Below are 25,104 nucleotides of genomic sequence, written 5' to 3'. Positions count from 1 at the left end.
GCATGACGAAGCTGCGCGGATTGGCGTGGGATCATAGACGATGCTGGGGTCCGCTGGATGGCAGCATCGAGTCCTATTGCGCCGCGCATCCCGGCCTGGAAATCCAATGGGATCGCCGCAGCCTCTATGAATTCGGTGAGGGCGCCCTCGGCCCGGTGCTCGGCACATACGATCTGGTCGTGTTCGACCATCCCTTCATCGGTGACATCGCGCAGGATGAACTGATGGTCCCGTTCGACGCTTATCTGTCGGCCGAACAGATCCATTTCTTCGAGCGTGATTCAGTCGGTGCGTCCTGGCGCTCCTACCAGAAGAACGGCCGCCAGTGGGCGCTGCCGATCGATGCCGCCTGCCAGGTAGCCTCCTATCGGCCGGATTTGCTGGAGCGCTACGGTCCGGTGCCCGGCACGCACGAAGACGTGCTGGAGCTTGGCCGGCGCGCGCGCAGCGACGGCAAGTGGCTCGGCCTGCCCTTTGTGCCGACCGACGCCATGTGCCTGCTTCTGACGCTCGGCCGCCCCCAGGAAGACGGCGAGCAATTCATGGCGAAGGAAATGGTCGAGCAGGCGATTGCGCAATTGCGCGAGCTTGCGGCGCTTTCGCACCCGGACTCGTCGAAGTGGAATCCGATCCGCTGCTACGACCACATGATCACGCATGACGACGTGGTCTACGTGCCGTTCGCCTTCGGTTATGTGAATTACGCCTCGAAACCCGACAGGCCCCATCTGCGCTTCGCCGACGTGCCCACCCCGCAAGCCGCCGGCGCCTTGCTCGGCGGTGCCGGCATCGGCGTCAGCGCCCAATCGAAGCACAAGCAGGCTGCGATCGACTACGCATTGTTCCTGTGCTCGCCCGAATACCAGCGCGGCGACTATGTGAAATCGGGCGGACAACCGGGTTCTCTGGTGGCCTGGAAGGATGCTGGGGTCAATCGTCTTGCCGGCGATTTCTTCGGCTCGACGTTGCGGACGATCGCCTCGTCCTATCTGCGTCCGACCCATCCGGGCTTCATCGCCTTCTTCCGCGAATGCGCGCCGCATGCCGCCGCCGCCATAGCCGGTGATATGTCGGCGACCGAACTCGCAGGCCACGTCAACAGCCTCTACCGCGAAACCAGGCAAGTCCAGCCGGAACGGAGCGTCGCCTGATGGCCGCCAGCGTTGCCCAGACGCTGGACGAGGGCGAAAGCGGCCGCAACGGCTATCGCGTGCCAGCGGTGGAAAAGGCGCTCGACGTTCTGGAGTTCATGGCCTCCAGCGCCGAAACCCTGACCCAGACGGAGATCGCGACCGGCCTCGGCCGCTCAATACACGAGATCTACCGCATCCTGCTTCTGCTGGAGAAGCGGGGCTATATCTTCCGCACGCAATCGGACCGCTTCCGGCTCTCGCTGAAGCTGTTCGAACTGGCGCACATGCATCCGCCGGTAAACCGGCTGGTGGAATGCGCTCTGCCGGTGATGCGCGAATTGACCGCTAATGCCGACCAGAGCTGCCATCTCGTGGTCCGCGAAGGCCAGAACGCACTGGTGGTTTTGCAGATCGATTCGCCGCTGCCGATGCGCTACTCGGTAGCACTTGGGTCGCATTTCCCGATCCTCGAAACGAGTTCGGGTGCCGTGCTGCTCGCCCATTCGAACCGCGCCGAGCGCGACCGCATCGTCGAGCGCATCGTGGCCGCCGGCGAGGGCCAGGGCACGCGGGCCGAAATCGAGGCTCGGCTGAACGAGGTCGCCAGGCTCGGTTATGAGATGCGCGCTTCCTTGGCCGTTGCTGCCTGCACCAATATCTCCATGCCTGTGCGCGATCACACCGGTGCCGTCATCGCCGCGCTAACCGTGCCGCTGCTGCCGCAGAAGGCGGCGCGGTTCGACAGCGAAACCGTCTTCGAACGCACCCGCGCCGCCGCCGAGAAGATCTCGGCGGCACTCGGCTGGGGCGAAGCCACCAACTCCTTACGTGCCGACCCGGAACGGCGGGACTATCCGTTCAGCGACTAACAAAAGCGATAAATCTGGGAGAAGAAAATGCTCTGGTCCAAGTCAATCCTGTTTGCGTCCGCCGCCGTGTTGGCGCTCGGCGCCGCCGCCGCGCATGCCGAGAACATGCCCAAGCGCATCGGCTACGTCACCAACTACGCCACCCATGAGTGGTATCAGAACGTCATCAAGGGCATGAAGGCTCACGGCAAGGAACTCGGCATCGAGGTCGAGGTGCAGGATGCCAATCTCGACATAGCCAAGCAGGTCGCCGCGGCCGAAGACTTCATCGCTAAGGGCGTCGACGTGCTTATCATCACCCCGGTGAATGAAGAGGGCGTGGTGCCGCTTCTGCGCCAGGCAAAGGCCGCCAATGTCCCGGTCGTGCTGGAAGGCAATCCGGTCAAGGGCATGACGACCATGGTCGCCATCTGCGACTACGACACCGGCTATTTCTCCGGCGTCGAGGCCGGCAAATACGCCAAGGAAAAGCTTGGCGGCGTTGCCAAGGTGATGAATGTCGGCCTGCCGCTGCTTTCCGCCACCGTGCTGCGCTCGCACGGCTTCATGGACGGGCTGAAGACCATCATCCCCGATGCAGTCATGGTCCACGATCTCGACGGCGGCGGCAATCCGGACCGCGCTCTCGAAGTGTCCTCCGCGGCACTGGCCAAGAACGCCGATATCAACATCATCTACGGCATCAACGATTCTTCTTCGTTGGGTGGCCTGCAGGCCTGGAAAGCGGCGGGCAAGTCGCAGGATGGCCTGTTGACGGTCGGCACGGGCGGCGAGGGACTTGCCTTCATCAACGCGATGCAGAACGAGCCTTCCTATCGCATCGAAGCCGCGATGTTCCCCGAGAAGGAAGGCTTTACCGCCATTGATGCCGCGGTGAAGCTTTTCAACAATGAGGAAGTGCCGGAGCACATCGTCAGCCCGACCGCGCCGATGAACGGCGACGACTGGAAGAAGTTCTATGACTATGACGGCACCACCCGCACCATCAAATGGGATGCCGTCAACGCGCTGCAGCCGCCGGCAAAGTGCATGAAGACCTCCGCCGACCTGAAGAAATAAGGCCGGCCGACATCGCCCTTCCCGCGTCGCGGGAAGGGCAGGCGGTCAGGATCTTTCGGTGGCCAAGACAAATGCCGGGTTCGACACGACAGGTTCCAGAGGGACCAGGCAAACGGCCGGGAATGGACTGAAATGAGCGAGCTTACACAGGTCTCCGCGTCGAAGCGTTTCATCGGCGGCAACCTTCTGGGCAGCAGCCAGCTCGTGCTGGGCGCAATCCTGGCCGTGCTGTGCATCGCCATCTCGATGGCGGCGCCGCAATTCTATTCGGAGGCCAACATCATCGCCATCCTGCGCCAATGCGCTCTGGTGCTGATCGTCGCCTCGGGCATGACCATGCTCATCATCACCGCCGAGGTGGACCTGTCGGTCGGCGCGTCGCTCGCCTTCGTTGGCTGCATCGGCATGGCGGTGCTCAATGCAACGCATAGCCTTGCGCTCGCCATGCTGGCGGCGCTCGCCTTTGCCGGCGGGGTCGGCCTGTTCAATGGACTGGTCGTCACCAGGCTCAGGGTGAATTCGCTGATCGCCACCATTGGCACGATGATGATGCTGCAGGGCGGCGTCTATCTGTTCACGCGCGAGGCGGTGCAGAACCACAATCAATTGGCAAGCTTCACCGATCTCGGCGCCGGTTATGTCGGCCCCGTGCCGGTTCCCGTCATCCTGGCGGCCCTGATCTTCGTGGTTGCCTATGTGACGCTGCGCTTCACCACGCTTGGCCGCTATCTCTACGCGGTCGGCGCCAATGAAAAGGCGGTGCGCCTGTCAGGCATTCGCTCGGAACGGCTCAAGCTGTTGGCCTTCGTCGTTACCGGCCTGTGCGTCGGTGTTGCCGGCATGATCCTGTCGTCGCTGATGAACGCCGGCCAGCCTACCGCCGGCCGGGGCTTCGAGCTGACGGTGATTGCCGCCGTCATACTCGGCGGCACCAGCCTGCTTGGCGGCCGCGGTTCGCTGTTCGGTACCTTGCTTGGCGTTCTGGTGCTGAAGGTGATCGACAACGGCATCATCATCCTCGGCTGGAACCAGGATTTGCAAATGGTGGTGCCGGGCATCGTCATCATCCTGGCAACCTATCTCGACATCATCCGGAACAGAGCCAATGTCCGTTGATTTCCTGCATCCCGGCGAAGGCGCGGCCATCGACACCGATGTACCGGCGCTGGAACTGCGCGGCATCGGCAAGCGCTTTCCCGGCGTCGTGGCGCTCGACAATGTCGACTTCACCCTGGAGCCCGGCAAGATCCATGCGCTGATGGGCGAGAACGGCGCCGGCAAGTCGACGCTGATCAAGATCATGGCCGGCGTCTACGGCAAGGATGCCGGCTCCATCCGCATGCGCGGACGCGAGGTGGACATCAAGTCGCCGCGCGACAGCTTGAAAGAAGGCATCAAGGTCGTGTTCCAGGAGATCGCGCTGATCTCCGAATTCACCGTTGCCGAGAACATCTTCCTGGAAGGCTATCCGACCGGCAGGACGGGCTCCATCGACTGGAAGAAGATCCGCGCCGATTCAGCCGCGCTCTTCGACCGCATCGGCTTCAATGTCGATCCGGCGGCGCGCACCGGCTCGCTGCCGGTCAGCCAGCAGCAGATGGTCGAGATCGCCCGCGCGCTCGCCCATGAGGCCCGCGTGGTGGTGATGGACGAGCCGACATCCTCGCTGACGCCGAACGAAGTTTCGCTGCTGTTCACAGTCATCCGCCGGCTGGCCAGCCTCGGCATCGCGGTGGTCTATGTCAGCCACAAGCTCGACGAAGTGTTCGAGATCGCCGACACGGTGACGGTGCTGCGCGACGGGCGCCACATCTCGACCAAGCCGATTGGCGAACACACCAACGACACGCTGATTCAGGACATGATCGGCCGGCGCATCGAAAATCTGTTTCCCCGCAAGCGCGGCGCGCCAGCTAGCAAGATAGCCCTGTCCGTGGACAAGCTCGGCACGGCGAAGAAGCTCAACGATGTGTCGTTCGAGGCGCGCGCCGGCGAGGTGCTCGGCTTCTTCGGGCTGATGGGCGCCGGCCGCACCGAACTCGCCAAGGCGATCGTCGGTTACGATCCGATCACTTCGGGCACGATCACCGTCGACGGTCAACGCCTCTCGCCGCACGATACGCGCACCGGCGTCAGGTTAGGCATCGGCCTGCTCACCGAGGATCGCAAGAGCGAAGGGCTGATGGGCGAGCTGCCTGTCTACCAGAATGCCAGCCTCGCCTCGCTCGGCGCCTTCGCCCGCATGGGTTTCGTCGACAAGACCAGGGAACACAAAGCGGTGCAGGATTATGTCGACCGCTTCCGCATCAAGACGCCCAGCCTGTTCCAAGAGGTGAAGAACCTGTCGGGCGGAAACCAGCAGAAGGTGCTGATCTCACGCTGGCTGATGCGCGGCCTGAAAGTGATCGTCGTCGACGAGCCGACCCGCGGCATCGATGTCGGCGCCAAGTCGGAGATATTCGCCCTGATCGACCGGCTCGCCGGCGAAGGCCTGGCTGTCGTCATGATGACGTCGGAGATGCCGGAGCTGCTCGGTCTTGCCGACCGGGTCGCGGTGATGTGCGAAGGCCGCCTGACCGCGATCATGCCGCGTGACGAAGCCACGCAGGAGAAGATCCTCAATGCGGCGATCGGATAAACCATGAGCCTTGCAAATACAGTCTCCGCGAAAGCCCAGCCGTCCGTGCTGGCGCGGTTCTTTGCCCGGCAGGAACTGGCGCTGCTGGTCTGCCTCGTGCTGGTGCTGGCTTTCTTCTCCGTCACCGTCGAGAATTTCTTCTCCGTGCGCAACATGACCAATGTGCTTGGCCAGGCCTCGCTCGCGCTCACCGCCGGCATTGGCTGCGCCATCGTCTTCATTTCCGGCGAGGTCGATATTTCGATCGGCTCGCTGCTGGCGACCATTGCGCTGCCGTTGATCATCATCATGAACGACACCAATTCGCTGCTGCTCGGCGTCGGCGGCGCGCTGTTGTTCGGGCTGATCATCGGTGTCGTCAACGGCTATCTCACCGCCTATGCCGGCATCAACTCGCTGATCGTGACGCTGGGCACGATGTTCATCATGCGCGGCGGCGTCTATCTCTACACCGGCCAGCGCGCGATCCCGGACGATGCCGCCCTCGACAGCTTCATTGCCCTGTCGGATGGCCGGCTCTTCAACATCATCCCCTATTCGGCTGTCATCGCCATCGTCCTGCTCGCCGCCTTCGCCTACATGATGCAGCACCGGCCGTTCGGACGGCAAATCTATGCCGTCGGCGGCAATCAGGAAGTGGCCCGCCTTGCAGGCTACGACGTGCGGCGGGTCAAGTTCATTTGCTTTATCATCAGCGCGCTGCTGGCCACGGTCGCCGGCATCATCCTGGCCGCGCGCGTCGGCTCGGCGCAGCATACGGCGGGGTTGAATTTCGAATTCCAGGTGGTTGCCGCCACCGTGCTCGGCGGGGTCAGCCTTGCCGGCGGCATCGGCAGCCTGACCGGCATGGCGCTGGGCGTGCTGATCTTGCAATTCCTGTCCAACGGCCTGCGCGGGCTTGGCCTGCCGACCGAATGGCAGCTGGTCATCACCGGCATGATCATCATTGCCGCGGTCGCCCTCGATGAAGCGAAACGCCGGCGTGCGAATGGAGGCTGAAGATGGCTCGTCTTGAAGCAAAAATCGCCGTCATCACTGGTGCGGCTGACGGCATCGGCCACGCGATCGCGCAGGCGATGGCGCGCGAAGGGGCGCATGTCTTCCTGGGCGACATCGCCGACAGCGCGGGCGAGGATTTCGCGGCCGCGCTTCGCGCTGCCGGCCACCGCGCCGACTATCTGCATTGCGACGTCTCGCAGGAGGCCGACATTTCAGGCCTCATCGACAGCGCCGTCAAAAAGACGGGACGCCTCGACATACTGGTCAACAACGCGGCCATCGCCATTGGCGGCATGCCGGTGCACGAGATGACCGACGAGCAGTGGCACCGGCTGATATCAGTCAACCTAACGAGCGTGTTTCGCGGCTGCAAATACGCGCTGCCGCACATGATCGCGCAGAAATCGGGCTCGATCATCAACATGGCCTCCGCCCAGGGCCATATCGGGCTTGATGGCTGGACCGCCTATGCCGGCGCCAAGGGCGCGGTAATGGCGATGACACGCCAGATGGCGGTTGAATTCGGCCCGCTGAACATCCGTGTCAATTCGATCTCGCCGGGCACCATCAACACGCCGATGAACGATAAACTCATCAAGGAGATCGGCGGCAATCTCGCCAAGGCCTGGGTCAAGATGCATCCGCTCGGCCGTATCGGCGAGCCTTCGGAAGTGGCCGAGGCCGCCGTCTATCTTGCCTCCGATGCCGCCGGTTTCACCACCGGCACCGACCTGCGCGTCGATGGCGGGCTGACGGCGGCACCGCGCTACGTTCCCGAACTGCTTTGAAAATTTTGAAACGAGACATGACATGAACAAGGCCCTCGAAGGCGTCCGCATCCTCGATTTCAGCCATCTGCTGCAGGGGCCGTTCGCTACCCAGCTGCTCGGCGACATGGGCGCCGATGTCATCAAGATCGAGCGCGCCGGCGCCGGCGACATGTTCCGTGGCATGACCTTTTTCGCCAAGTGGGTCGGCGGTTCGGAGAGCCCGAACTTCCTCGCCTGGAACCGCAACAAGCGTTCGATCGCACTCAACCTGAAGAGCCGCAAGGTGCATGCCATCATCATGGAGATGGCGAAAAGCGCTGACGTTGTGGTGCAGAATTTCCGCCCAGGCGTGTTGGCCAAGCTCGGCTATGGCTATGAGGACTTCAGGGCCGTCAATCCGCGCATCATCTATTGCTCGGGCTCGGGCTATGGCGAGGAAGGGCCTTATGTCGAGCGCCCCGGCCAGGACATGCTGATCCAGGGGCTCGCAGGGCTGATCGCCAACACCGGCCGCGGCGACCAGGCCCCGGTTCCCGCCGGCGCCGGCCTCGCCGACCAGATCGGCGCCATGAACATGGTCTACGGCATCCTGTCGGCGCTCTATTATCGCGAGAAGACGGGAAAGGGCCAAAAGATCGAGGTCAACTTGCTGGCCGGCCTCTTGGCGCATCTCAACCAGGAATATGTCGCCGTGCTCAACCTCGGTCAGGATTTTGTGCGGCCGAATTCCGGCATCGGCCATCCCGGCATGCAGGCGCCGTTCGGCATCTACGAGACCAGCGACGGCGGCTACGTGTCGATCGCCATGAGCCCGTTCAAGACGCTGTATGGAGTGCTGGAGGCGCCGCAGCTTGCCATCTACGACGATCTCAAGACTTTGTTCGACAAGCGCGATGAGGTCTTCGAGAAGGTGAATGCCGAGACTAGGAAATTCGCCACGCAGGATCTGTTGGCGCGGCTGCTGGCAGCCGACATCTGGTGCGCCGAGGTGAAGGATATCCGCCGCGCCGCGGAGGACCCGCAGGTCAAGCACATGGGCATGATCACCAGCTACGACCATCCGCGCGGCGGCAAGGTGCGGGTGGTCGCACCCGCGGTCAAGATGAGCGAGACGCCCGCGACCATCGAACGGCCGGCGCCGCTGGTCGGCCAGCACGGTCGCGAGATCCTGGCCGAGTTCGGCCTCTCGAAGGACGAGATCGCCGCCCTGGAGGCGTCCGGCGACATGACCGTGGACGCCGCCTGACCATGCGAGCCTACCAGACACTCTCGGTCGAAACCGCGGGCCGCGTCGCCGTCGTCACCTTCCGCCGCGCCGATCAGCTCAACGCCATGAACCGGCTGATGCAAGGCGAGATCACCGAGGTTTTCGAGGCGCTGTCGGGCGATGCGAGCGTCGGCGCAATCGTGGTGACCGGCGAGGGACGTGGCTTCATGGCCGGCGCCGACATCAAGGAATATGCCGCACAGACCGGACCGGAGTTCGACATTTTCCAGGCTGCCGGCACACGCATGTACGGAGCCATCGAGAACAACCGCAAACCGGTGATCGCGGCGGTCAACGGCTTCGCGCTGGGCGGCGGCATGGAGCTGGTGCTGTGTTGCGACCTCGTGATCGCCAATCAGTTCGCCAAGCTCGGCCTGCCGGAGATCAAGCTCGGGCTGATCCCGGGCGGCGGCGGCACGCAACGCAGCGTGACCAAGCTCGGCCGCAACCGCGCCAATTTCCTGTTGATGACCGGCGCCATCGTGCCGGCCTCGGAATTCGTCAATGCGGGTCTGGTTAACGAAATTGTCGATGTCGAGAAGCTGATGCCGCGCGCGTTGGAATTGGCCGCAATGATCGCGGCGGAGCCGGCCGCAGCAATCGAAGGTCTGAAGGTCTTGGCGGCGCATGCCGTGTCAGGCGATCTGGCGGAGGGTCTCGCCATGGAGCGCAACATATTGGGTGAGCTCTACCGAAGCGAGATCGGCCAGCAGCGCGTCAGGGAGTTCGCCGAGCGGAGCACGACAAAGGCAAAGAAGGGCGGGCCGTGAACGCGGGCGACGACTATCGCGGATTGGCCTGGGCGCATGGCGCGCTGACTGTCCAGCGGCTTGGCGCGATGCTGGCGCCGGTTACGTTCATTCTGGAGGACGGTCGGCAGATCTCGCCGATGCACATTGCGCCGTGGTCGAACGAACCGCGGGCGCAAGCACTGCCAGGCATCCTGCGCAAGCTTCGCGGCGAATGGCCCTGCGTGCCCTTCGGCTATTCGGTGCCGGCCGATGGATGGCCCGAGGACTGGGCGCGGGCGATGGGTCCGCCGGAAGCAGGCGAAGAAATCCATGGCCATAGCTCCAATCACGAGTGGACATGGCGTCCCAGTAGTCGCGGATCATTGTCGCTGACGCTTACCTATCCCGAGGGAAGTCCGGTCGAGCGCGTTGAACGGACCGTGCGGCCCGACCCGTTGGCGCCCGCCATCGACATCGTGTTGAAGATCGTCGTTCGCCGTGCCTGCCGCCTGCCGATCGGCCTGCATCCGGTGTTCCGGCTGCCGTTCGAGACGGGTGCAGCCACGTTGCAATTCGGTGGCTTCGACGAGGGCCGCACCTATCCGCATGATGTCGAACCAGGTGCTGCGCTGTTTGCCCGGAACAAGACGTTCTTTGAACTGACAGCCGTGCCGTCGCGCAACGGCAAAGCGGTCGATGCCTCGCGGCTGCCTTTGGCTGCCGCTACGGAGGAGTTGCTGCAGATCGAGGGCACCGACGGTGCGGCGGCGCTTGTCAACCACGAGGAGGGCTACCGGGTGGACCTCTCCTGGCAGAAGGAGCATTTCCCAAGCCTTCTGCTCTGGTACTCCAATCGCGGCCGCAAGGCGGCACCCTGGAGCGAGCGCCATCTCGCCATCGGCATCGAGCCGATCTGCTCGCCCTTCGGGCTCGGCCCGGCGACGGCGTTGGCCGACAATCCGATCGCACAATCCGGCATTGCGACCGCGCTCGAATTCTCGCCGGAAAAGCCGTTCGTCACCCGCTATCGCATCGAGGCATCCGCGCTATGACGAACCGTGCCGCAATGTCCCTGGTCAAGCCGAACCGGCCGCGCTTCACGGATGTCGAGGGACTGGCAGCGATGGTCGGCCATGGCGACTTGCTCGGCGTCGGCGGTCACCATTTCGCCCGGCTGCCGATCGCATTGCTGCGTGCGATAGCCCGGTCGGACGTCAAGGATCTGCATTACATCTGCTGGGCCGGCGGCTTGCCCCTCGAACTGCTGCTCGAGGCGCATGCCGTGGCTGAGATCGACCTCTGTTTCTCCAGCCTCGACATTTTCGGCTTGCCGCCAAAATTCCGCGCAGCCGCCGAGAGCGGCGCGATACCGGTTCGCGATTGGACGGCACTGGCCATGATCCAGGCGCTGCGGGCGGCGCAGCAGAACCTGCCCTCGATGTCGTTCCAGCTTCCGCTGGGATCGGACATGCTGGCGCGCGTGCCGGGAGCGAGCGCCAGACCTGATCCGATTGCCGGTACCGAAAACGGATTCGTCCCGCCGCTGCGGCTCGACACATTCGTCGTCCATGCCCAGCGCGCGGATGAAAGCGGCAATGTGCAGATCATCGGGCCCCGCGCGCTGGACTTCGCCATGGCGGGTGCGGCGCGCCAGGTGCTGGTCACGGTCGAGGAAATCGTTCCGGTCGGGACGCTGCGCCGGGACGGCCGCCAGAGCGTGCTGACCCGCAATCAGGTTTCGGCCATTGCCCTGGCGCCGGGCGGCGCTTATCCGGCCTCCTGTCTGCCGTTTTACGTCACCGATTATCAGCGATTGTCGGAGGCGTTCGCGGCCGGGGAAATGCCCTTGGCGGACAATCTGCAACCGCCGTCCGAAGGGGTGCCGAAGCCGTTGCAAATCGCCGCGAAGGTACGCGCTGAGACAGTGCTCGCCATGCCCGCGCTCGCGCACGCCGAGAAGAAAGCGTCCGTCGACGAGATCATCGCCGCCCGCATCGCTGCCGAACTCGACAATGAGAGCTTCGCCAGCGCGGGTGCGGTCTCGCCGCTGGCCAATGTCGCATACCGCCTGGCCAAGGCGACGCACGCGCCGGACATGATCATCGCGACGATGAGCTGCGGCCATCTCGACATCGCGCCGAGCCCGATGGTCCTGTCGCTGATCGAAAGCCTCGATTGCGAAACGGCGGTGGCGCATGCCGGCGGCGACGACACCTACTCGACCTACTACCAGGCCGGCGCGGTGACGCACGAGATCGTCGGCGCGGCACAGGTCGACCGGCGCGGCCGGGTCAACACGATCGCACTGCGCAAACCAAGCGGCGGCCTCATCCGGTTGCCGGGGCAAGGCGGCATGGCCGATGTTGCCAACATGCACCGCGATTACCTGCTCTACATCCCCCGCCACTCGATCCAGTCGCTGGTAAATGAGGTCGAAATCGTCAGCTCGGCTCGCGGGCTGCTGACTCCGGCCGAGCGCGCGCCGATGGGCTATCGCACCGGCAGGGCGCTGGTCTTCACCGATCTCTGTGTCTTCCGGCTCGATCAGACTTCGAGGGAATTGATCGTTGTCGAAACCATGCCTGGCGTCACGCAGCAGCGGATCCGTGACGCCACCGGATTTGCGGTGTCGTTCGATCCCGACTGCCGCGAGGTCTCGCTGCCTTCCGACGGCACGCTCGCCACCTTGCGAAACCGCATCGACCCGCTCGGCCTGCGCCGTCTGGAGTTCGTCAGCGCCAAGGAGCGCGGCGCGCTGATCGCCGAGATTCTTAAAGCCGACCGCGCGATGGTCGAACGCTGCATCGCCGCGCAGACGACGCTTGTCGAAAGCTGAGACCCCATGGCAAAACCATTGCTCGACATATCAGCCGCGCGCGTTTTCTTCGATGGCATCTTCACCAGCCCGCGCGTCGCGCATCCGGAGGGCGTCGCCGTCCACCTCGATGGCTCGATCTGGTGCGGCACCGAAACCGGAGACCTGCTGCGGCTGGCCACCGATGGCGGCTCGGTCGAGCGCATGGGCGGCACCGACGGTTTTCTGCTCGGCATTGCTTTCGACAGCGCGGGAAACTGCTTTGCCTGCGATCTCAGGCATGCCGCGATTTTCCGCTGGGACGTCGCGACAGCGCGCATGGAGCGCTTCGCGTCGGCCGGCATTCGCGTGCCGAACTATCCGATCGTCGACGAGGCGAGGGGCTGGCTCTTCGTTTCGGACAGCGTTGGCCAGGACAATCGCTCCGGCATCTTTCGCTACGACCTCAAGACGGGCGAGGGCGGTCTTTGGTGCAGCGAGCCCATGTCGTTCGCCAATGGCATGGCGATGGCGCCGGACGGTTGTGGTCTCTACGTGGTGGAAAGCGACGCGCCGTGCGTCAGCTATGTACCGGTCCTCTCTGACGGGACGGCGGGGGCTCGTGAGATCGTCGTCGAAGGCGTGCACAATGTTCCGGACGGAGTTGCCTTTGCGCCCGACGGCTCCTTGTTCATCTCATGTTATGAGCCCAGCCGGATTTATCGCTGGCAAAAGAACAGAGGTCTCGAAGTGCTGATCGAGGATCCCGCCGCAACCACGTTGGCGCACCCCACCAACATCGCCTTCAAGGGCGACAAACTCTATACCGCCAATCTGGGTCGCTGGCATATTACCGAAATCGACTTGAGCCTTCTCCAGCAAGAGAAGTAGCATTTCGCAGAAGGTCAACTGGTCGGGCGGAAGGGTTTTGCCAGCGAGGCCGGGAAGTGCAGGGCCAGCATCTGGCGGTTTCGTGAGATCAGCACCAGCACGATGATGGTCGCGAGATACGGCAGCGCCGACAACAGTTCGGACGGCATGTCCAGCCCCAGCGCCTGACCTTGCAGCTGAAGGATCGTCATGCCGCCGAACAGCCACGCGCCAAGCAGGATGCGTAGCGGCCGCCAGGTGGCGAAGACCACCAGCGCAAGCGCGATCCAGCCCTTGCCGGCGGTCATGTTCTCGACCCAGAGCGGCGTGTAGGCGACCGACAAATATGCGCCTGCCAGGCCTGCCATCAGCCCACCGAACACCACGGCCATGTAGCGGATCCTGATCACGGGGTAGCCGATCGCATGCGATGTCTGCGGCGACTCGCCGATCGTGCGCAGCACCAGGCCAGCCTTGGTCCGGTAGAGAAACCAACTGATGGCGACGAACATCAGCAGGGCCAGATAGACCATTGGATCGAAGCGGAACAGTAGCGGACCGATCAGTGGCAGATCGGACAGAACGGGGATGTCGAGGCGGCGCAGTGCCTCGATAGGCTCGCTGCCGAAGCCGCGCCCGAGGAAGGCCGAGACGCCCGAACCGAAGATCGCCAGCGCCAGGCCGGCTGCATACTGGTTGGTCAGGAACGTCAGCGCCAGAACGCCGAACAGCAGCGAGGCGGCGGCACCCGCCAACGCGCCGGCCAGGATCGCGACAGGCATGGGATAGCCTGCGGTGACGGCCCAGAATGCCAATGCGGCGCCCATCAGCATCATGCCTTCGATGCCGAGATTGAGGACACCCGACTTCTCCACCACGAGTTCGCCGAGCGCCGCGAAGATCAGCGGTGTGGCGGCAATGACGGTGCCGGTGAAGATGGCGATGAACAGGTCCATCAGGCTATCTCCCGCACGATCCGAAATCCGCTCATCGTGCCGTCTCCAGCGCATGCGTGTGCAGGACGGGTCGCACCAGCCGAACGCGATAGAAGATGAAGAAATCGGCGGCGAGCAGGAAGAACAGCAGGATGCCCTGGAAGATCCGCGTCAGGGCCGAAGGCAGGCCGAGCGTCATCTGCACACCTTCGCCGCCGAGGAAAAGCAGCGACATCAACAGCCCGCCAAGCACGATGCCGAAGGCGTTCAGCCGTCCGACGAAGGCAACGATGATGGCCGCGAAGCCGTAGCCTGGCGAAATCTGAGGCGAGAGCTGCCCGAGCGGCCCGGCGGCTTCCGCCATGCCGGCGATGCCGGCCGCGGCACCTCCCGCCAGCAGGCCGATCCAGACCGCAGCCGATTCGCGAAAGCCGGCATAGCGGGCGGCAAGCGGTGCAGCCCCGCTCACCGACATCTTGTAGCCGAGGAAGCTGCGGTCGGTGAACAGCCACATCAGAAGCACGGCAACGACCGTGATGAAGATCGACGGGTTGAGCCGATAGGAGGGGTCAAAAGATTCGAACAGGGCCGCCGTCGGCAGAAGCGCCGTCTGCGGATAGTTGAAGCCGGCCGGATCTCGCCACGGTCCGTGCACCAGATAGGACAGAAACAGCGTCGCGATATAGGTCATCATCAGCGTGACCAGGATCTCGTTGGTGTTCATGCGGGCGCGCAGAAAGGCGGGGATTGCCGCCCAGGCCATGCCGGCGCCCATGCCGGCGATGAACATCAGCGGCAACAGCAGCACGCTTTCGGGGTTCGGCCAGAAAAGCCCCACGCCGCTGGCCGCGATTGCCCCCATGGTGAACTGGCCCTCGGCGCCGATATTCCAGACATTGGCGCGGAAGCCGACCGCCAGCCCGCAAGCGATGAGGATCAGCGGCGAGGCCTTGAGCAGCCATTCGGACACGCCGTTCAGGGAAGAGAGCGGCTCGATGAAGAAGGCATGGAGAGTAGCCAGCGGATCATGTCCGAGGGAGGCGAAGAAAATCGATCCGACGACGACGGTCAACAGGGTCGCCAGTGCCGGCGCGGCGACGCGCATCAGCGAGGAGGGCTCCGGCCTTTGTTCAATCCTGAAGCGCATTGTTGCCACCTCCGTTCGCCAACGCGCCGTTGCCCATGCCGCGGCCCGTCATCAGAAGTCCGATCTCCTCGCGATCGGTCGTCTTGCGCTCCAGCGGCGGGGAAACCTTCCCTTGGCAAATGACCAGCAGCCGGTCGCAGATCTCGAACAACTCGTCGAGTTCCTCGGAGACGACGAGCACCGCCGCGCCGGCGCGGCTGAGATCGACGATGGTCTGCCGGATGAAGGCGCTCGCGCCGACATCGACCCCCCAGGTCGGCTGAGACACCAGGAGGAGCTTCGGCTGGAGCGCGATTTCACGCCCCACGATGAATTTCTGCAGATTGCCGCCGGACAGGCTTTGCGCGATCGCCTGCGCCCCGTTGGCCTTGACCTTGAACCTGTCGATTATGCCGGCGGCGAACGCCTTGGCCCGGCGCCGGTCGACCAGCCCGTTGCGCACCGTGCCGAAGCGGTGCGCGGTCAGCACCGCATTCTCCCACAATGTGTGCGAGGGCACGGCGCCGCGCCCGAGCCGCTCTTCGGGAACGAAGGCAACGCCGAGCTTGCGGCGCTCGTGCGGGCGAAGGCGGGCTGCGCCGGTTCCGCAAATCCGGATCGCGTCGCTGCGCTCATGCATGCGCTCGCCGCTGAGCAAGGCGATCAGCTCGGCCTGGCCATTGCCGGAAACCCCGGCCAGGCCGACGATCTCGCCGCCATGCACCTTGAAGGAAACGTCCTTCAGGTCGACGCCGAAATGATCCCGGGCCTTTACCGTAAGCCTGTTGACCTCGAGCACCGGTCTGTCGCTTGGCGTCGGCGGGCCGACATGCATTTCAGGCAGCTTCGAACCCACCATCATGCGGGCAAGCTCCAGCGATGTCGTCTCCTTCGGGCGCGCGGTACCGGTGACCTTGCCGTTGCGCAGCACGGTGGCGGTATCACAGAGCTCCTGGACCTCGTCGAGCTTGTGGCTGATATAGACGATGCTGCAGCCCTCGGCGGCAAGTTGGCGGAGCGTCTCGAACAGCTTCACCACCGCCTGGGGCGTCAGCACCGAGGTCGGCTCGTCGAGGATCAGCAGTTTCGGCGACTGTAGCAGGCAGCGCACGATCTCGACGCGCTGGCGCTCGCCGACCGACAGGTCGTGCACCTGGCGATGCGGGTCGATGGGCATGCCGTAGCGGCGTGACAGATCGCGGATCTTGTCGGCGAGCAAGGGCAGGTCGTACGCACTGCTGGCCGAGAGCGCTATGTTCTCGACCACCGAAACGGATTCGAACAGCGCGAAATGCTGGTAGACCATTTCGATGCCGAGCGCGCGCGACATCGCCGGGGTGTGCGTGGCGATCGGATTGCCATCGCAAAAGATCTCGCCGGAATCGGCTTGCGTCGCCCCGTAGATGATCTTCATCAGAGTGGATTTGCCGGCGCCGTTTTCGCCCAGCACGGCATGGATCTCGCCGGGTTGAATCGAGAGCGACACATCGTCATTGGCGACGACGCCGGGGTAACGCTTGCAGATGTTGCGCAGTTCTAGTCGCGGATGCATGGCGGGTCCTGCCGTGGCGTGAAGCGAGGTTGGACGGGAACCAGGCAAGGAGACGCCGAAGATATGGACTTGGGCGTCTCCCGGCACTTTTACGGCGATCAGCTCAGCCTGCCGATCATCCCCTTCACGAACCAGTTCATGCCGCGAATGTCGTCATCGGCCAGAACCGAACCGGCGGCAACCTTGACGTTGCCGTCCTGATCCTTCAGCTCCCCGGCGTAGGGATGAAGCTTGCCGCTGCCGATGTCGGCCTCGAGCTGCTTGAGCTTGGCGCGCGCATCGGCGGGGATACCCTCATTGTAGGGGGCCATTTTCACCACGCCGGCCGCCAATCCGTCCCAGCGTACTTCCGGCTTCCAGGTACCAGCGGCCACGGCTTTGGCTGCGCCGACATAGTCGCTGGTCCAATCGAGAACGAAAGAGGTCAGCTGCTTGCCCGAGGCGAATTTCGACATGTCGCTGGCATAGCCGATCGACCAGGCGCCGCCTTCGCCGGCGACCTGTACGCCGGTTGCGGTGTCCGTCATCGAGCAGACCACGTCGCAGCCTTGAGAGATCAGCGTCTTGGCCGCCTCCTTCTCCTTGCCCGGGTCGAACCAGGAATTCAGGAAGATGGTGTTGCAGGTCGCGTTTGGGTTGACGCTCTGCGCGCCAAGCAGCAGCGCATTTGCCGGACCGACGATGTCGGGGATAGGAAAACCGCCGATGAAACCGATCTTGCCCGATTTGGACATGTAGCCGCCCGCCGCGCCGGCGACGAAGGTGCCTTCGTAATATTTCGCTTCGAAGGTTCCCAGATTGGCGAGGTGGACGATGCCCGAGCAGTGTTCGAACGCCACCTTGGGAAAGCGCGGCGCCACCTTCTGCATCGGCGTTCCATGCGAAAAGCTTGTGCCGAAGATAAGCCTGTTACCAGCGCTGGCCAGTTCGCGGAAGACACGCTCGGCGTCCTGCGGCATGAAGATGTTGTCGATGACGGTGAGCTCGACCTTGTCGCCGAATTCGGCCTTGATGGCCTCGACGCCGAGGCTGTGCTGCTTGGTCCAGCCGATCTCGGCGACCGGCGAGACGTAGACGGCGCCGATCTTTAGCACCTCCTGCGCCTGTGCGATGGTGCTTAGCGCTCCCGCGCCAAGAGCCGCGCCGGCCGCGCCGCTGTATTTCAGGAATTCGCGTCTCGTCAATTTGTTCATGATGGTAGCCCTCTGTTGGTCTTTTTTGTTGATGCCCGGCTTGTCGGTGCCCGGTCTGTTCTGGGGAGATGGAGGTGGAGATGCGTTGCCGCGTCGCCGTCGCCGGACGCATTCGACAACCTTCGCAGCGGCACAGTCGCGCCGTCGGCCTTGCCGTCGAGATAGGGCGCCAGCGCTTCGGCAGGCGTCATCTCTGGAAACACTGCGCGATCCATGATGTAGCCGCGCACCACCGCGCGGTGGTGGGTGTCGATCAGGTCCATGGCCGGTTTCAGCCGGCCCTTCTCCAGCAGGTCGACGACCCGCGAGTGGTCGTCCAGCAGATTGCAATAGTCGAAATCGGCTGAAATGAGGGAGCGCAGCAGCGTCGTGCGGCGCACCAGCTGCGCGTGGATTTCCTGCATGACCTTGTTGCGGCTGAGGCGTACGAACACGGTATGGAACTCTTGGCCAAGCACGTCGGCCAGCGCATCGTTGCCGGCGGCAACAGCCTGGCGCTGGCGCTCGACATGCTGGCGCAGCTCGGCCCAGCCGGCCGGCCCGAGGCGATCGCTGAGCTGTGCTGCGACGCCCTGTTCGACGAGCGTCAACGCGTCGTAGATCTCCATCGCCTCCTGCATGCTCGGCTTGGCGACGAAGGCACCGCGGTTGCGTTCGATCTGGGCCAGCCCGTCATCGGCGAGCCGGATCAGGGCTTGGCGCACCACAATGCGGCTCACGTTGAATATTTCGGAGAGTTCGCGTTCGCCGAGCTTGCAGCCGGGCACGAGGCGATGGTCGATGATGGCGCGGGTCAGCGTATCCGCGATGGTCTGGGAACGGCTGCTCAAGGCATGGTTCTCCGCCATTTCGACGACATGATCAGCAGGCTTTCGTGATGGCGACATGCCCCGTCAGGACACGACATATCCCAAGTTCAGCTTTCCCATATCGGAATTCAATCATCATAATCTGTCAACACAAAAAGGGATTTTGGACGACAAAAAAATGTTGATTGGTATCCAATCTTGTGGTTTCGTCATCTCGAAACGTCGGGCTAGGTTCATGGTGAAGGGCTAGCCGAGTTGGGAGGGAAGCCGATGGCAACCCGTTGCGTTGACCGCGAGCTTCTGAACGATTGGCACATCGTCGCGGATCAGGAATCGCTAAGCCAGGATACGCCGTTTGCCACATGCCTGCTTGGAGTCGATCTCTCCGTCCACAAATGTTCAAACAAGATCGAAGTCGTTCGCAGCGACACGGGCGCCACGCTGAAAAGCGCCCAGCGTTATGGCTTCATCTGGACCTGTCTGGACAAGCCTTCGCGCGACATCATCTATATCCCCGAGGCCAATGAGGCAGACCGGCATCTTGTCAGCGGCGGTTCGATCGCGGTCAAGGTGTCGGGCCTCCGCGCGGTCGAGAATTTTCTCGACATGGGGCATTTTCCCTTCATTCATACCGGCTGGCTCGGCGAGGAGCCGCATACCGAGGTCGCGCCCTACAAGGTTGAGATCACAGCGCAGGACGAAGTGCTGGCGACCGAGTGCAAATTCTATCAGCCGGTGGCTTCGCCGACCGCCAAGCAAGGCTTTGTCGTCGATTATATCTACAAGGTGATCCGGCCCTACACGGTGGCTCTCTACAAGAGCAACCCGATCCAGAAGGACCGGCTCGACGTCATTACCCTGTTCGTGCAGCCGGTGGACGAGGAAAACTGCATCGCGCATCCTTACCTCTGCTATCTTAAGGAAGGCATGGAGGCGGCAACGGTGCGCAGCTTCATGCAATTGATCTTCGCCCAGGACAAACCGATCCTGGAGAACCAGGTACCCAAGCGCCTGCCGCTCGATCCGCGTGCCGAGACCCCGATCCGTGCCGATGCCGTGTCGGTTTCCTACCGACGCTGGTTGCGTGATCGGGCCGTCACCTATGGCGCGATACCGGCACAAGCCTGATGACGTCTGAGGGCATCCAGAGGATAAAACGATGACAAAATGCTCGGATCCCGTGATCCTCAATCTCTGGCATCCCGTAGGGGCGATCGCCGAGACCGTTCCCGGCGGTGTCCAGGACACCGTTCTGCTCGAGGAGCGCCTCAGTTTTGCGGTCGATATGGATGGTGAGCCCGTCGTCTGGCGCTCACGTCCCGATGTAGAAGGGGTGGATCGTATTCCAGGCGCCGACAGGCTGCCGGCAAGAAGCGCCTACGGCTATGTCTGGACTTCGCTCGGCTCGCCACCGGCCGAGCTGTTTCCGATCCCGGAATATGAAGAGCCGGACCGCCGCAAGCTCAACGCGGCCACGTTTGGCGTCAACGTCTCGGCACCACGCGCCATCGAGAACTTTCTCGACATGGGCCACTTCCCCTATGTCCATACTGATATATTGGGTGTCGAGCCGCACACCGAGGTCAAGGAATACGACGTCGAGATCTCGGTAGATCGTGACGAGATCCTGGCCACACGCTGCCGCTTCTTCCAGCCGATGGCTTCGACGGCTTCCGGTGGCGGCGCCGACGTGGACTATGTCTATCGCGTGCCGCACCCCTATTGCTCCGTGCTCTATAAATCGAGCCCGGTCGACGAGGCACGGCGCGACGTCATCGCCATCTTCCTGCAGCCGGTCGACCAGGAGCACGTGCGCGCTCACATGCTGCTTTGCGTGCTCGACGAAGACAATGAAGACAAGGTGATCAAGCGCTTTCAGCAGACGATCTTCGGCCAGGACAAGCCGATCCTGGAAAACCAGGTGCCCAAACGCCTGCCGCTCGATCCGCGCGCCGAAACGCCCATCCGGGCCGACAAGTCGGCCATCGCCTACCGGCGCTGGCTCAGCCAGAAGGGCGTGACCTACGGTGTCATTCCGGTTGCGGCCTGACGAGATTCTTGGAGACGATTGATGTTGGAAGAAGCCAGAAGCCAGTGGCATCCGATCGCTGCTTCCCATGATTTGCCGTACCGCCACGTTTTCCATGGTCAATTGCTCGGCCGGGAATTCGCCGTCTGGCGTGCCGATGACGGCTACGTCAACATCTGGGAAAACCGCTGCCTGCATCGCGGCGTCAGGCTGTCGATCGGCATCAATGACGGGCGCGAGCTGAAGTGCCAGTATCACGGCTGGCGTTATTCGAACCGCACCGCCGGCTGCACCTACATTCCCGCGCATCCTGCCGACGCGCCGGCCCGCACCATCACCAACCGCACCTTCCCGGCGGTCGAACGCTACGGTCTTGTCTGGTCGTCCGAGGAGCCTCGCGGCGAGGTGCCGGATGTTGCCGCGCTGACCGAAGGCAAGCTGCTCGTCTTGCGCGGAATTCCGGTCAACGCGCCGGCCGACAAGGTCGTGGAAAGGCTGAAAGCCTATCGCTTTCAGCCCAACGCAGCGATCGAAGGCGAGGGCGCGGAAACCATCATCGAGGCCGCGCGGGATTTTGCGGTGGCGCTGCGCTCGCACGATGGTAGTGCCGAGACGCGCGGCGTGTTCTTCGTGCAGCCGGTCGATTCAAACCGTTCGGTGATCCGTGGCGTGCTCGATCAGGAGGTCGAAGCAGCCGCGCGCATCGCCATCCTGCGCCATCACAATGAGCGGCTTTCCAAGCTGCGCGATGAGGCCGAGCGGGAGGCGGCAAATGCACCTTCGCCGGCGCCGATCGAACCGGTCTACGAAAGGGTGTCGGCCGAACTCTCCGAAATGCCCGCGGTGACCGCGCATGGCCGCAAGGCGGCGCTGCGCGTCAGCGTGGCGAGGAAATGGCAGGCGGCCGACGGCGTTGCCGCATTCGAGCTTCGCCCGGTCAAGGGACTGCTGCCCACCTTCCAGCCTGGCGCCCATATCGACGTCCACATGCCCAATGGCGAGATCAGGCAGTATTCGATCACCAACGGCCCCGGCGAGACCGACAGCTTTGTCATCGGCGTCAAGCTGGAGCGCGATTCCAAGGGCGGTTCGAAATGCATGCACGAGACCGTGCGCGAGGGTGACGTGCTGGCGATTTCCGAGCCGCGCAACAATTTCCCGCTGCGCCGTGATGCGATCAAGACGCTGTTCGTCGCCGGCGGCATTGGCATCACGCCGCTGTTGGCCATGGCCCAGGCATTGAAGAACCAGGAGCTGACGCACGAGCTTCACTATTTCGCGCAAGGCGAAGAGCACCTCGCTTTCGCCGATCGGCTGAAGCATCTCGGCGATGCGCTGAAGCCGCATCTCGGGCTTTCGCCGGACGCGACCGGCGCCGAGCTTCGAGGGATTCTCGCCGGTTACCGGGACGGCATGCACCTCTACATCTGCGGCCCCGGCCCGATGCTGGAAGCCGCGCGCAAGATCGCCGCCGAGCAGGGCTGGCCGGATACCGCCATCCATTTCGAATATTTCAAGAACACCAACAAGATCGACGACAGTTCGAGCTTCGAGGTGGCGCTGGCGCGCTCCTGCGTCACGCTGCAGGTGCCGGCCGGCAAGACGATCATGCAGGTGATGCGCGAGAACGGCATCGACGTTCCGTCATCCTGCGAGCAGGGCGCATGCGGCACCTGCGTCGCCACCGTGATCGAAGGCGAGCCTGACCATCAGGACGTCTACCTCAACGATGCCGAACGCAAGGCCGGAACCAAGATCATGACCTGTGTCTCGCGCGCCAAATCGGCACGCCTCGTGCTGGACATCTAGGAGCAGCCGATGATCACGCTTTACGACTACGAGCTGTCGGGCAATTGCTACAAGCTGCGGCTGCTGATGAGTTTTCTCGGCATCGACTACAAGACCGTGCCGGTCGACTTCTACCCCGGCCGCGAGCACAAGTCGGAATGGTTCCTGAAGCTCAATCCACTCGGCCAACTGCCGGTCATCGATGATGACGGGCTGATCCTGCGCGACGCCCAGGCGATCCTGGTCTACCTCGCATCGAAATACGATCCGTCGGGCACATGGTATCCCCGGAACAGCCCGGCTTTGCTCGGCGAGATCAGCCAGTGGCTGGCCTTCGCCGACGGCATCACTTCGACGGCGTCGGTCGCCCGCCTGCACGACGCGCTGTTCTACGATTTCGACATCGATGCCGCGCGCGCCGGCGCGCACCGGCTGTTCCGTATCCTCGACGAGCATCTGTGGTTCGGCGAGCAGCAGGGCCGCGGCTGGATCTGCTCGGCCGATCATCCGACCATCGCCGATATTGCCTGTTTTCCTTATGTCATGCTGTCGGAGGAAGGCGGCATTGGGCGCCAGGACTATCCCGCCATCCGGCGCTGGTGCGATCGCGTCAAGCGCATCAAAGGCTTTACCGTGATGTCGGGCGTGTTCCCGGCGGGGCCGGCCAAGGCCGCATGATTTTCAATCGCAAGGCGGGGCGATCGTCCCGGCAAGTAAGTTTTGGGAGAGAGAAATGAAAACCCGCGCCGCCGTGGCCGTTGCTGCCGGAAAGCCGCTTGAGATCATGGAGGTCGACCTCGACGGCCCGCGCGAGGGCGAGGTGCTGGTCGAGATCAAGGCGACCGGCATCTGCCACACCGACGAGTTCACGCTGTCGGGCGCCGACCCCGAGGGCCTGTTCCCGGCCATTCTTGGCCATGAGGGCGCCGGCGTGGTGGTCGATGTCGGCAAGGGCGTCACCTCGGTCAAGAAGGGCGACCATGTCATCCCGCTCTACACGCCCGAATGCCGGCAGTGCCCGTCCTGTTTGTCGCGCAAGACCAATCTGTGCACCGCCATCCGCGCCACGCAGGGCCAGGGGCTGATGCCGGACGGCACCTCGCGCTTCTCGATCGGGGGCGAGAAATTGTTTCACTATATGGGCTGCTCGACCTTCTCCAACTTTACCGTGCTGCCGGAGATTGCCGTTGCCAAGGTCAATCCCGACGCGCCCTTCGACAAGATCTGCTACATCGGCTGCGGGGTGACCACCGGCGTCGGTGCCGTCATCAACACGGCAAAGGTCGAGCAAGGCGCGACCGCGGTGGTCTTCGGCCTCGGCGGCATCGGGCTGAATGTCATCCAGGGTCTGAGGCTTGCCGGCGCCGACATGATCATCGGCGTCGATCTCAACAATGACAGGCGAGCCTGGGGCGAAAAATTCGGCATGACGCATTTCGTCAATCCGAAGGAGATCGACGGCGACATCGTGCCTTACCTGGTCAACATGACCAAGCGCGGCGCCGACCAGATCGGCGGCGCCGACTACACGTTCGACTGCACCGGCAACACCAAGGTGATGCGCCAGGCGCTGGAGGCTTCGCATCGCGGCTGGGGCAAGTCGGTGGTCATCGGCGTCGCCGGCGCCGGCCAGGAGATTGCGACCCGGCCGTTCCAGCTGGTCACCGGCCGGACCTGGATGGGCACCGCCTTCGGCGGCGCGCGCGGCCGCACCGACGTGCCCAGATCGTCGACTGGTACATGGACGGCAAGATCGAGATCGACCCGATGATCACCCACACGCTCAAGCTCGAGGACATCAACAAGGGTTTCGACCTCATGCATGAGGGCAAGTCGATCAGGAGTGTCGTGGTTTACTGAGAAAGCCACACGTCGGGGGCAACGTGCCCCCGGCCTCTGTGGTCAAAAATGGGAGGAGAAAAGCATGGCGGAAAAACTGCATCCGAAAATCGACAATGGTCTGCCCAGGGAGAGTGCGAGCTTTACCGGCGGCACGCTGGTCTGCGCCTGTACCAGCAATCCGGTCAAGGTGAAGGTAAAGGGTCAGATCGCCCACAACCACGCCTGCGGCTGCACCAAGTGCTGGAAGCCCGAAGGGGCGATCTTCTCGGTGGTCGCGGTAGCCGGCACCGGCGACGTCACTGTTGTCGAGAATGGCGACAAGCTGAAGGTGGTGGACCCGAGCGCGTTGATCCAGCGCCATGCCTGCACCGGCTGCGGCGTCCACATGCATGGACCGGTCGAACGCGACCATCCGTTCAAGGGCCTGTCCTTCATCCATCCCGAGCGCTTCGAGGAGGATGGCTGGTCGCCGCCGGGCTTTACCGCCTTTGTCTCGTCGATCATCGAATCCGGTGTCGACCCAAGCCGCATGGACGGCATTCGCGGCCAGCTGAAGTCGATCGGGCTCGAACCTTACGACTGCCTCAACCCCGGCCTGATGGACTATATCGCCACCTGGACCGCCAAGAGGTCGGGAGCGCTTCCGGCCTGACGATCATGAGATTTTGAGCATGGGGCCGGACGGGTTACCGGCCCCATG

At 63.5% G+C, this 25,104-nt stretch carries 22 protein-coding genes and 1 pseudogene; 18 read left to right on the top strand and 5 right to left on the bottom strand.

The features are described 5' to 3' along the window. Positions 1 to 2 precede the first annotated feature (2 nt). From LB566_RS19445 to LB566_RS19390, 12 genes are all read left to right on the top strand, one after another. Positions 3 to 1,151 (top strand): ABC transporter substrate-binding protein, encoded by a 1,149-nt coding sequence (locus LB566_RS19445; protein WP_224625559.1) that lies wholly within the window; start codon positions 3 to 5, stop codon positions 1,149 to 1,151. Beyond that, the gene (locus LB566_RS19440; protein ID WP_140553389.1) at positions 1,151 to 2,002 is read left to right on the top strand and encodes an IclR family transcriptional regulator; all 852 of its coding nucleotides are present in this window, start codon (positions 1,151 to 1,153) and stop codon (positions 2,000 to 2,002) included. Before LB566_RS19445 ends, LB566_RS19440 begins: the two co-directional genes overlap by 1 nt. Positions 2,003 to 2,029: 27 nt before the next feature. Next, complete coding sequence (locus tag LB566_RS19435; protein WP_027027652.1) at positions 2,030 to 3,061, top strand: sugar ABC transporter substrate-binding protein; 1,032 nt, start codon at positions 2,030 to 2,032, stop codon at positions 3,059 to 3,061. 132 nt (positions 3,062 to 3,193) lie between these two features. After that, positions 3,194 to 4,177, top strand: coding sequence for an ABC transporter permease (locus tag LB566_RS19430; RefSeq protein ID WP_224625558.1), 984 nt, complete (start codon positions 3,194 to 3,196; stop codon positions 4,175 to 4,177). Next, a complete protein-coding gene (locus LB566_RS19425; protein WP_224625557.1) occupies positions 4,167 to 5,699 on the top strand; it encodes a sugar ABC transporter ATP-binding protein in 1,533 nt (510 codons plus the stop codon). Before LB566_RS19430 ends, LB566_RS19425 begins: the two co-directional genes overlap by 11 nt. 3 nt (positions 5,700 to 5,702) lie before the next feature. After that, positions 5,703 to 6,698, top strand: a complete 996-nt coding sequence (locus LB566_RS19420; RefSeq protein ID WP_224625556.1) for an ABC transporter permease — start codon at positions 5,703 to 5,705, stop codon at positions 6,696 to 6,698. A 2-nt stretch (positions 6,699 to 6,700) separates the two neighbouring features. Next, entirely contained in the window at positions 6,701 to 7,486 is a 786-nt protein-coding gene (locus tag LB566_RS19415; protein ID WP_224625555.1) for an SDR family NAD(P)-dependent oxidoreductase, read from the top strand. A 22-nt stretch (positions 7,487 to 7,508) separates the two neighbouring features. Beyond that, entirely contained in the window at positions 7,509 to 8,714 is a 1,206-nt protein-coding gene (locus LB566_RS19410) for a CaiB/BaiF CoA transferase family protein (RefSeq protein WP_224625554.1), read from the top strand. A 2-nt stretch (positions 8,715 to 8,716) separates the two neighbouring features. Continuing rightward, a complete protein-coding gene (locus LB566_RS19405; protein ID WP_224625553.1) occupies positions 8,717 to 9,505 on the top strand; it encodes an enoyl-CoA hydratase/isomerase family protein in 789 nt (262 codons plus the stop codon). Beyond that, positions 9,502 to 10,518, top strand: a complete 1,017-nt coding sequence (locus tag LB566_RS19400) for a hypothetical protein (RefSeq protein WP_224625552.1) — start codon at positions 9,502 to 9,504, stop codon at positions 10,516 to 10,518. The genes LB566_RS19405 and LB566_RS19400 overlap by 4 nt, the downstream gene beginning before the upstream one ends. Continuing rightward, a complete protein-coding gene (locus LB566_RS19395) occupies positions 10,515 to 12,302 on the top strand; it encodes a CoA-transferase (RefSeq protein WP_224625551.1) in 1,788 nt (595 codons plus the stop codon). The genes LB566_RS19400 and LB566_RS19395 overlap by 4 nt, the downstream gene beginning before the upstream one ends. Positions 12,303 to 12,308: 6 nt before the next feature. Further along, positions 12,309 to 13,151, top strand: a complete 843-nt coding sequence (locus LB566_RS19390) for an SMP-30/gluconolactonase/LRE family protein (RefSeq protein ID WP_224625550.1) — start codon at positions 12,309 to 12,311, stop codon at positions 13,149 to 13,151. Between the two features lie 14 nt (positions 13,152 to 13,165). Here LB566_RS19390 and LB566_RS19385 read toward each other — a convergent pair whose 3' ends face one another. The 5 genes from LB566_RS19385 to LB566_RS19365 all read right to left on the bottom strand — a co-directional run bounded on the left by LB566_RS19385 (position 13,166) and on the right by LB566_RS19365 (position 18,766). Continuing rightward, positions 13,166 to 14,086 carry an ABC transporter permease gene (locus LB566_RS19385; protein WP_140553373.1) on the bottom strand — a complete coding sequence of 307 codons (921 nt, stop codon included), beginning with the start codon at positions 14,084 to 14,086 and terminating at the stop codon, positions 13,166 to 13,168. A gap of 31 nt (positions 14,087 to 14,117) precedes the next feature. Beyond that, on the bottom strand, positions 14,118 to 15,212 hold the full coding sequence (locus LB566_RS19380) for an ABC transporter permease (RefSeq protein ID WP_224625549.1): 1,095 nt from the start codon (positions 15,210 to 15,212) through the stop codon (positions 14,118 to 14,120). Beyond that, on the bottom strand, positions 15,196 to 16,743 hold the full coding sequence (locus LB566_RS19375; protein WP_224625548.1) for an ABC transporter ATP-binding protein: 1,548 nt from the start codon (positions 16,741 to 16,743) through the stop codon (positions 15,196 to 15,198). The genes LB566_RS19380 and LB566_RS19375 overlap by 17 nt, the downstream gene beginning before the upstream one ends. A 98-nt stretch (positions 16,744 to 16,841) precedes the next feature. Continuing rightward, complete coding sequence (locus LB566_RS19370) at positions 16,842 to 17,936, bottom strand: BMP family ABC transporter substrate-binding protein (RefSeq protein ID WP_224625547.1); 1,095 nt, start codon at positions 17,934 to 17,936, stop codon at positions 16,842 to 16,844. Next, on the bottom strand, positions 17,933 to 18,766 hold the full coding sequence (locus tag LB566_RS19365; RefSeq protein WP_140553367.1) for a GntR family transcriptional regulator: 834 nt from the start codon (positions 18,764 to 18,766) through the stop codon (positions 17,933 to 17,935). The genes LB566_RS19370 and LB566_RS19365 overlap by 4 nt, the downstream gene beginning before the upstream one ends. 249 nt (positions 18,767 to 19,015) lie before the next feature. On the opposite strand from LB566_RS19365, the gene LB566_RS19360 reads away from it, so the two are divergent. From LB566_RS19360 to gfa, 6 genes and pseudogenes are all read left to right on the top strand, one after another. After that, on the top strand, positions 19,016 to 19,873 hold the full coding sequence (locus LB566_RS19360) for an aromatic ring-hydroxylating oxygenase subunit alpha (RefSeq protein WP_140553365.1): 858 nt from the start codon (positions 19,016 to 19,018) through the stop codon (positions 19,871 to 19,873). 31 nt (positions 19,874 to 19,904) lie between these two features. Further along, positions 19,905 to 20,795 carry an aromatic ring-hydroxylating oxygenase subunit alpha gene (locus LB566_RS19355; protein ID WP_224625546.1) on the top strand — a complete coding sequence of 297 codons (891 nt, stop codon included), beginning with the start codon at positions 19,905 to 19,907 and terminating at the stop codon, positions 20,793 to 20,795. A gap of 21 nt (positions 20,796 to 20,816) precedes the next feature. After that, on the top strand, positions 20,817 to 22,583 hold the full coding sequence (locus LB566_RS19350; RefSeq protein WP_224625545.1) for a Rieske 2Fe-2S domain-containing protein: 1,767 nt from the start codon (positions 20,817 to 20,819) through the stop codon (positions 22,581 to 22,583). A 9-nt stretch (positions 22,584 to 22,592) separates the two neighbouring features. Continuing rightward, the gene (locus LB566_RS19345) at positions 22,593 to 23,240 is read left to right on the top strand and encodes a glutathione S-transferase family protein (protein ID WP_224625544.1); all 648 of its coding nucleotides are present in this window, start codon (positions 22,593 to 22,595) and stop codon (positions 23,238 to 23,240) included. Positions 23,241 to 23,295: 55 nt separating this feature from the next. Continuing rightward, positions 23,296 to 24,422, top strand: a pseudogene (locus LB566_RS19340) (S-(hydroxymethyl)glutathione dehydrogenase/class III alcohol dehydrogenase). A gap of 64 nt (positions 24,423 to 24,486) precedes the next feature. Beyond that, positions 24,487 to 25,056, top strand: coding sequence for an S-(hydroxymethyl)glutathione synthase (gene gfa, locus LB566_RS19335; protein WP_140551535.1), 570 nt, complete (start codon positions 24,487 to 24,489; stop codon positions 25,054 to 25,056). Positions 25,057 to 25,104: the final 48 nt, after the last annotated feature.

Source organism: Mesorhizobium sp. CA13, from assembly GCF_020165235.1.
Taxonomy (GTDB): domain Bacteria; phylum Pseudomonadota; class Alphaproteobacteria; order Rhizobiales; family Rhizobiaceae; genus Mesorhizobium.
Note: the sequence above shows the minus strand (reverse complement) of the source record. Positions and strands in the feature narration are given on the sequence as shown.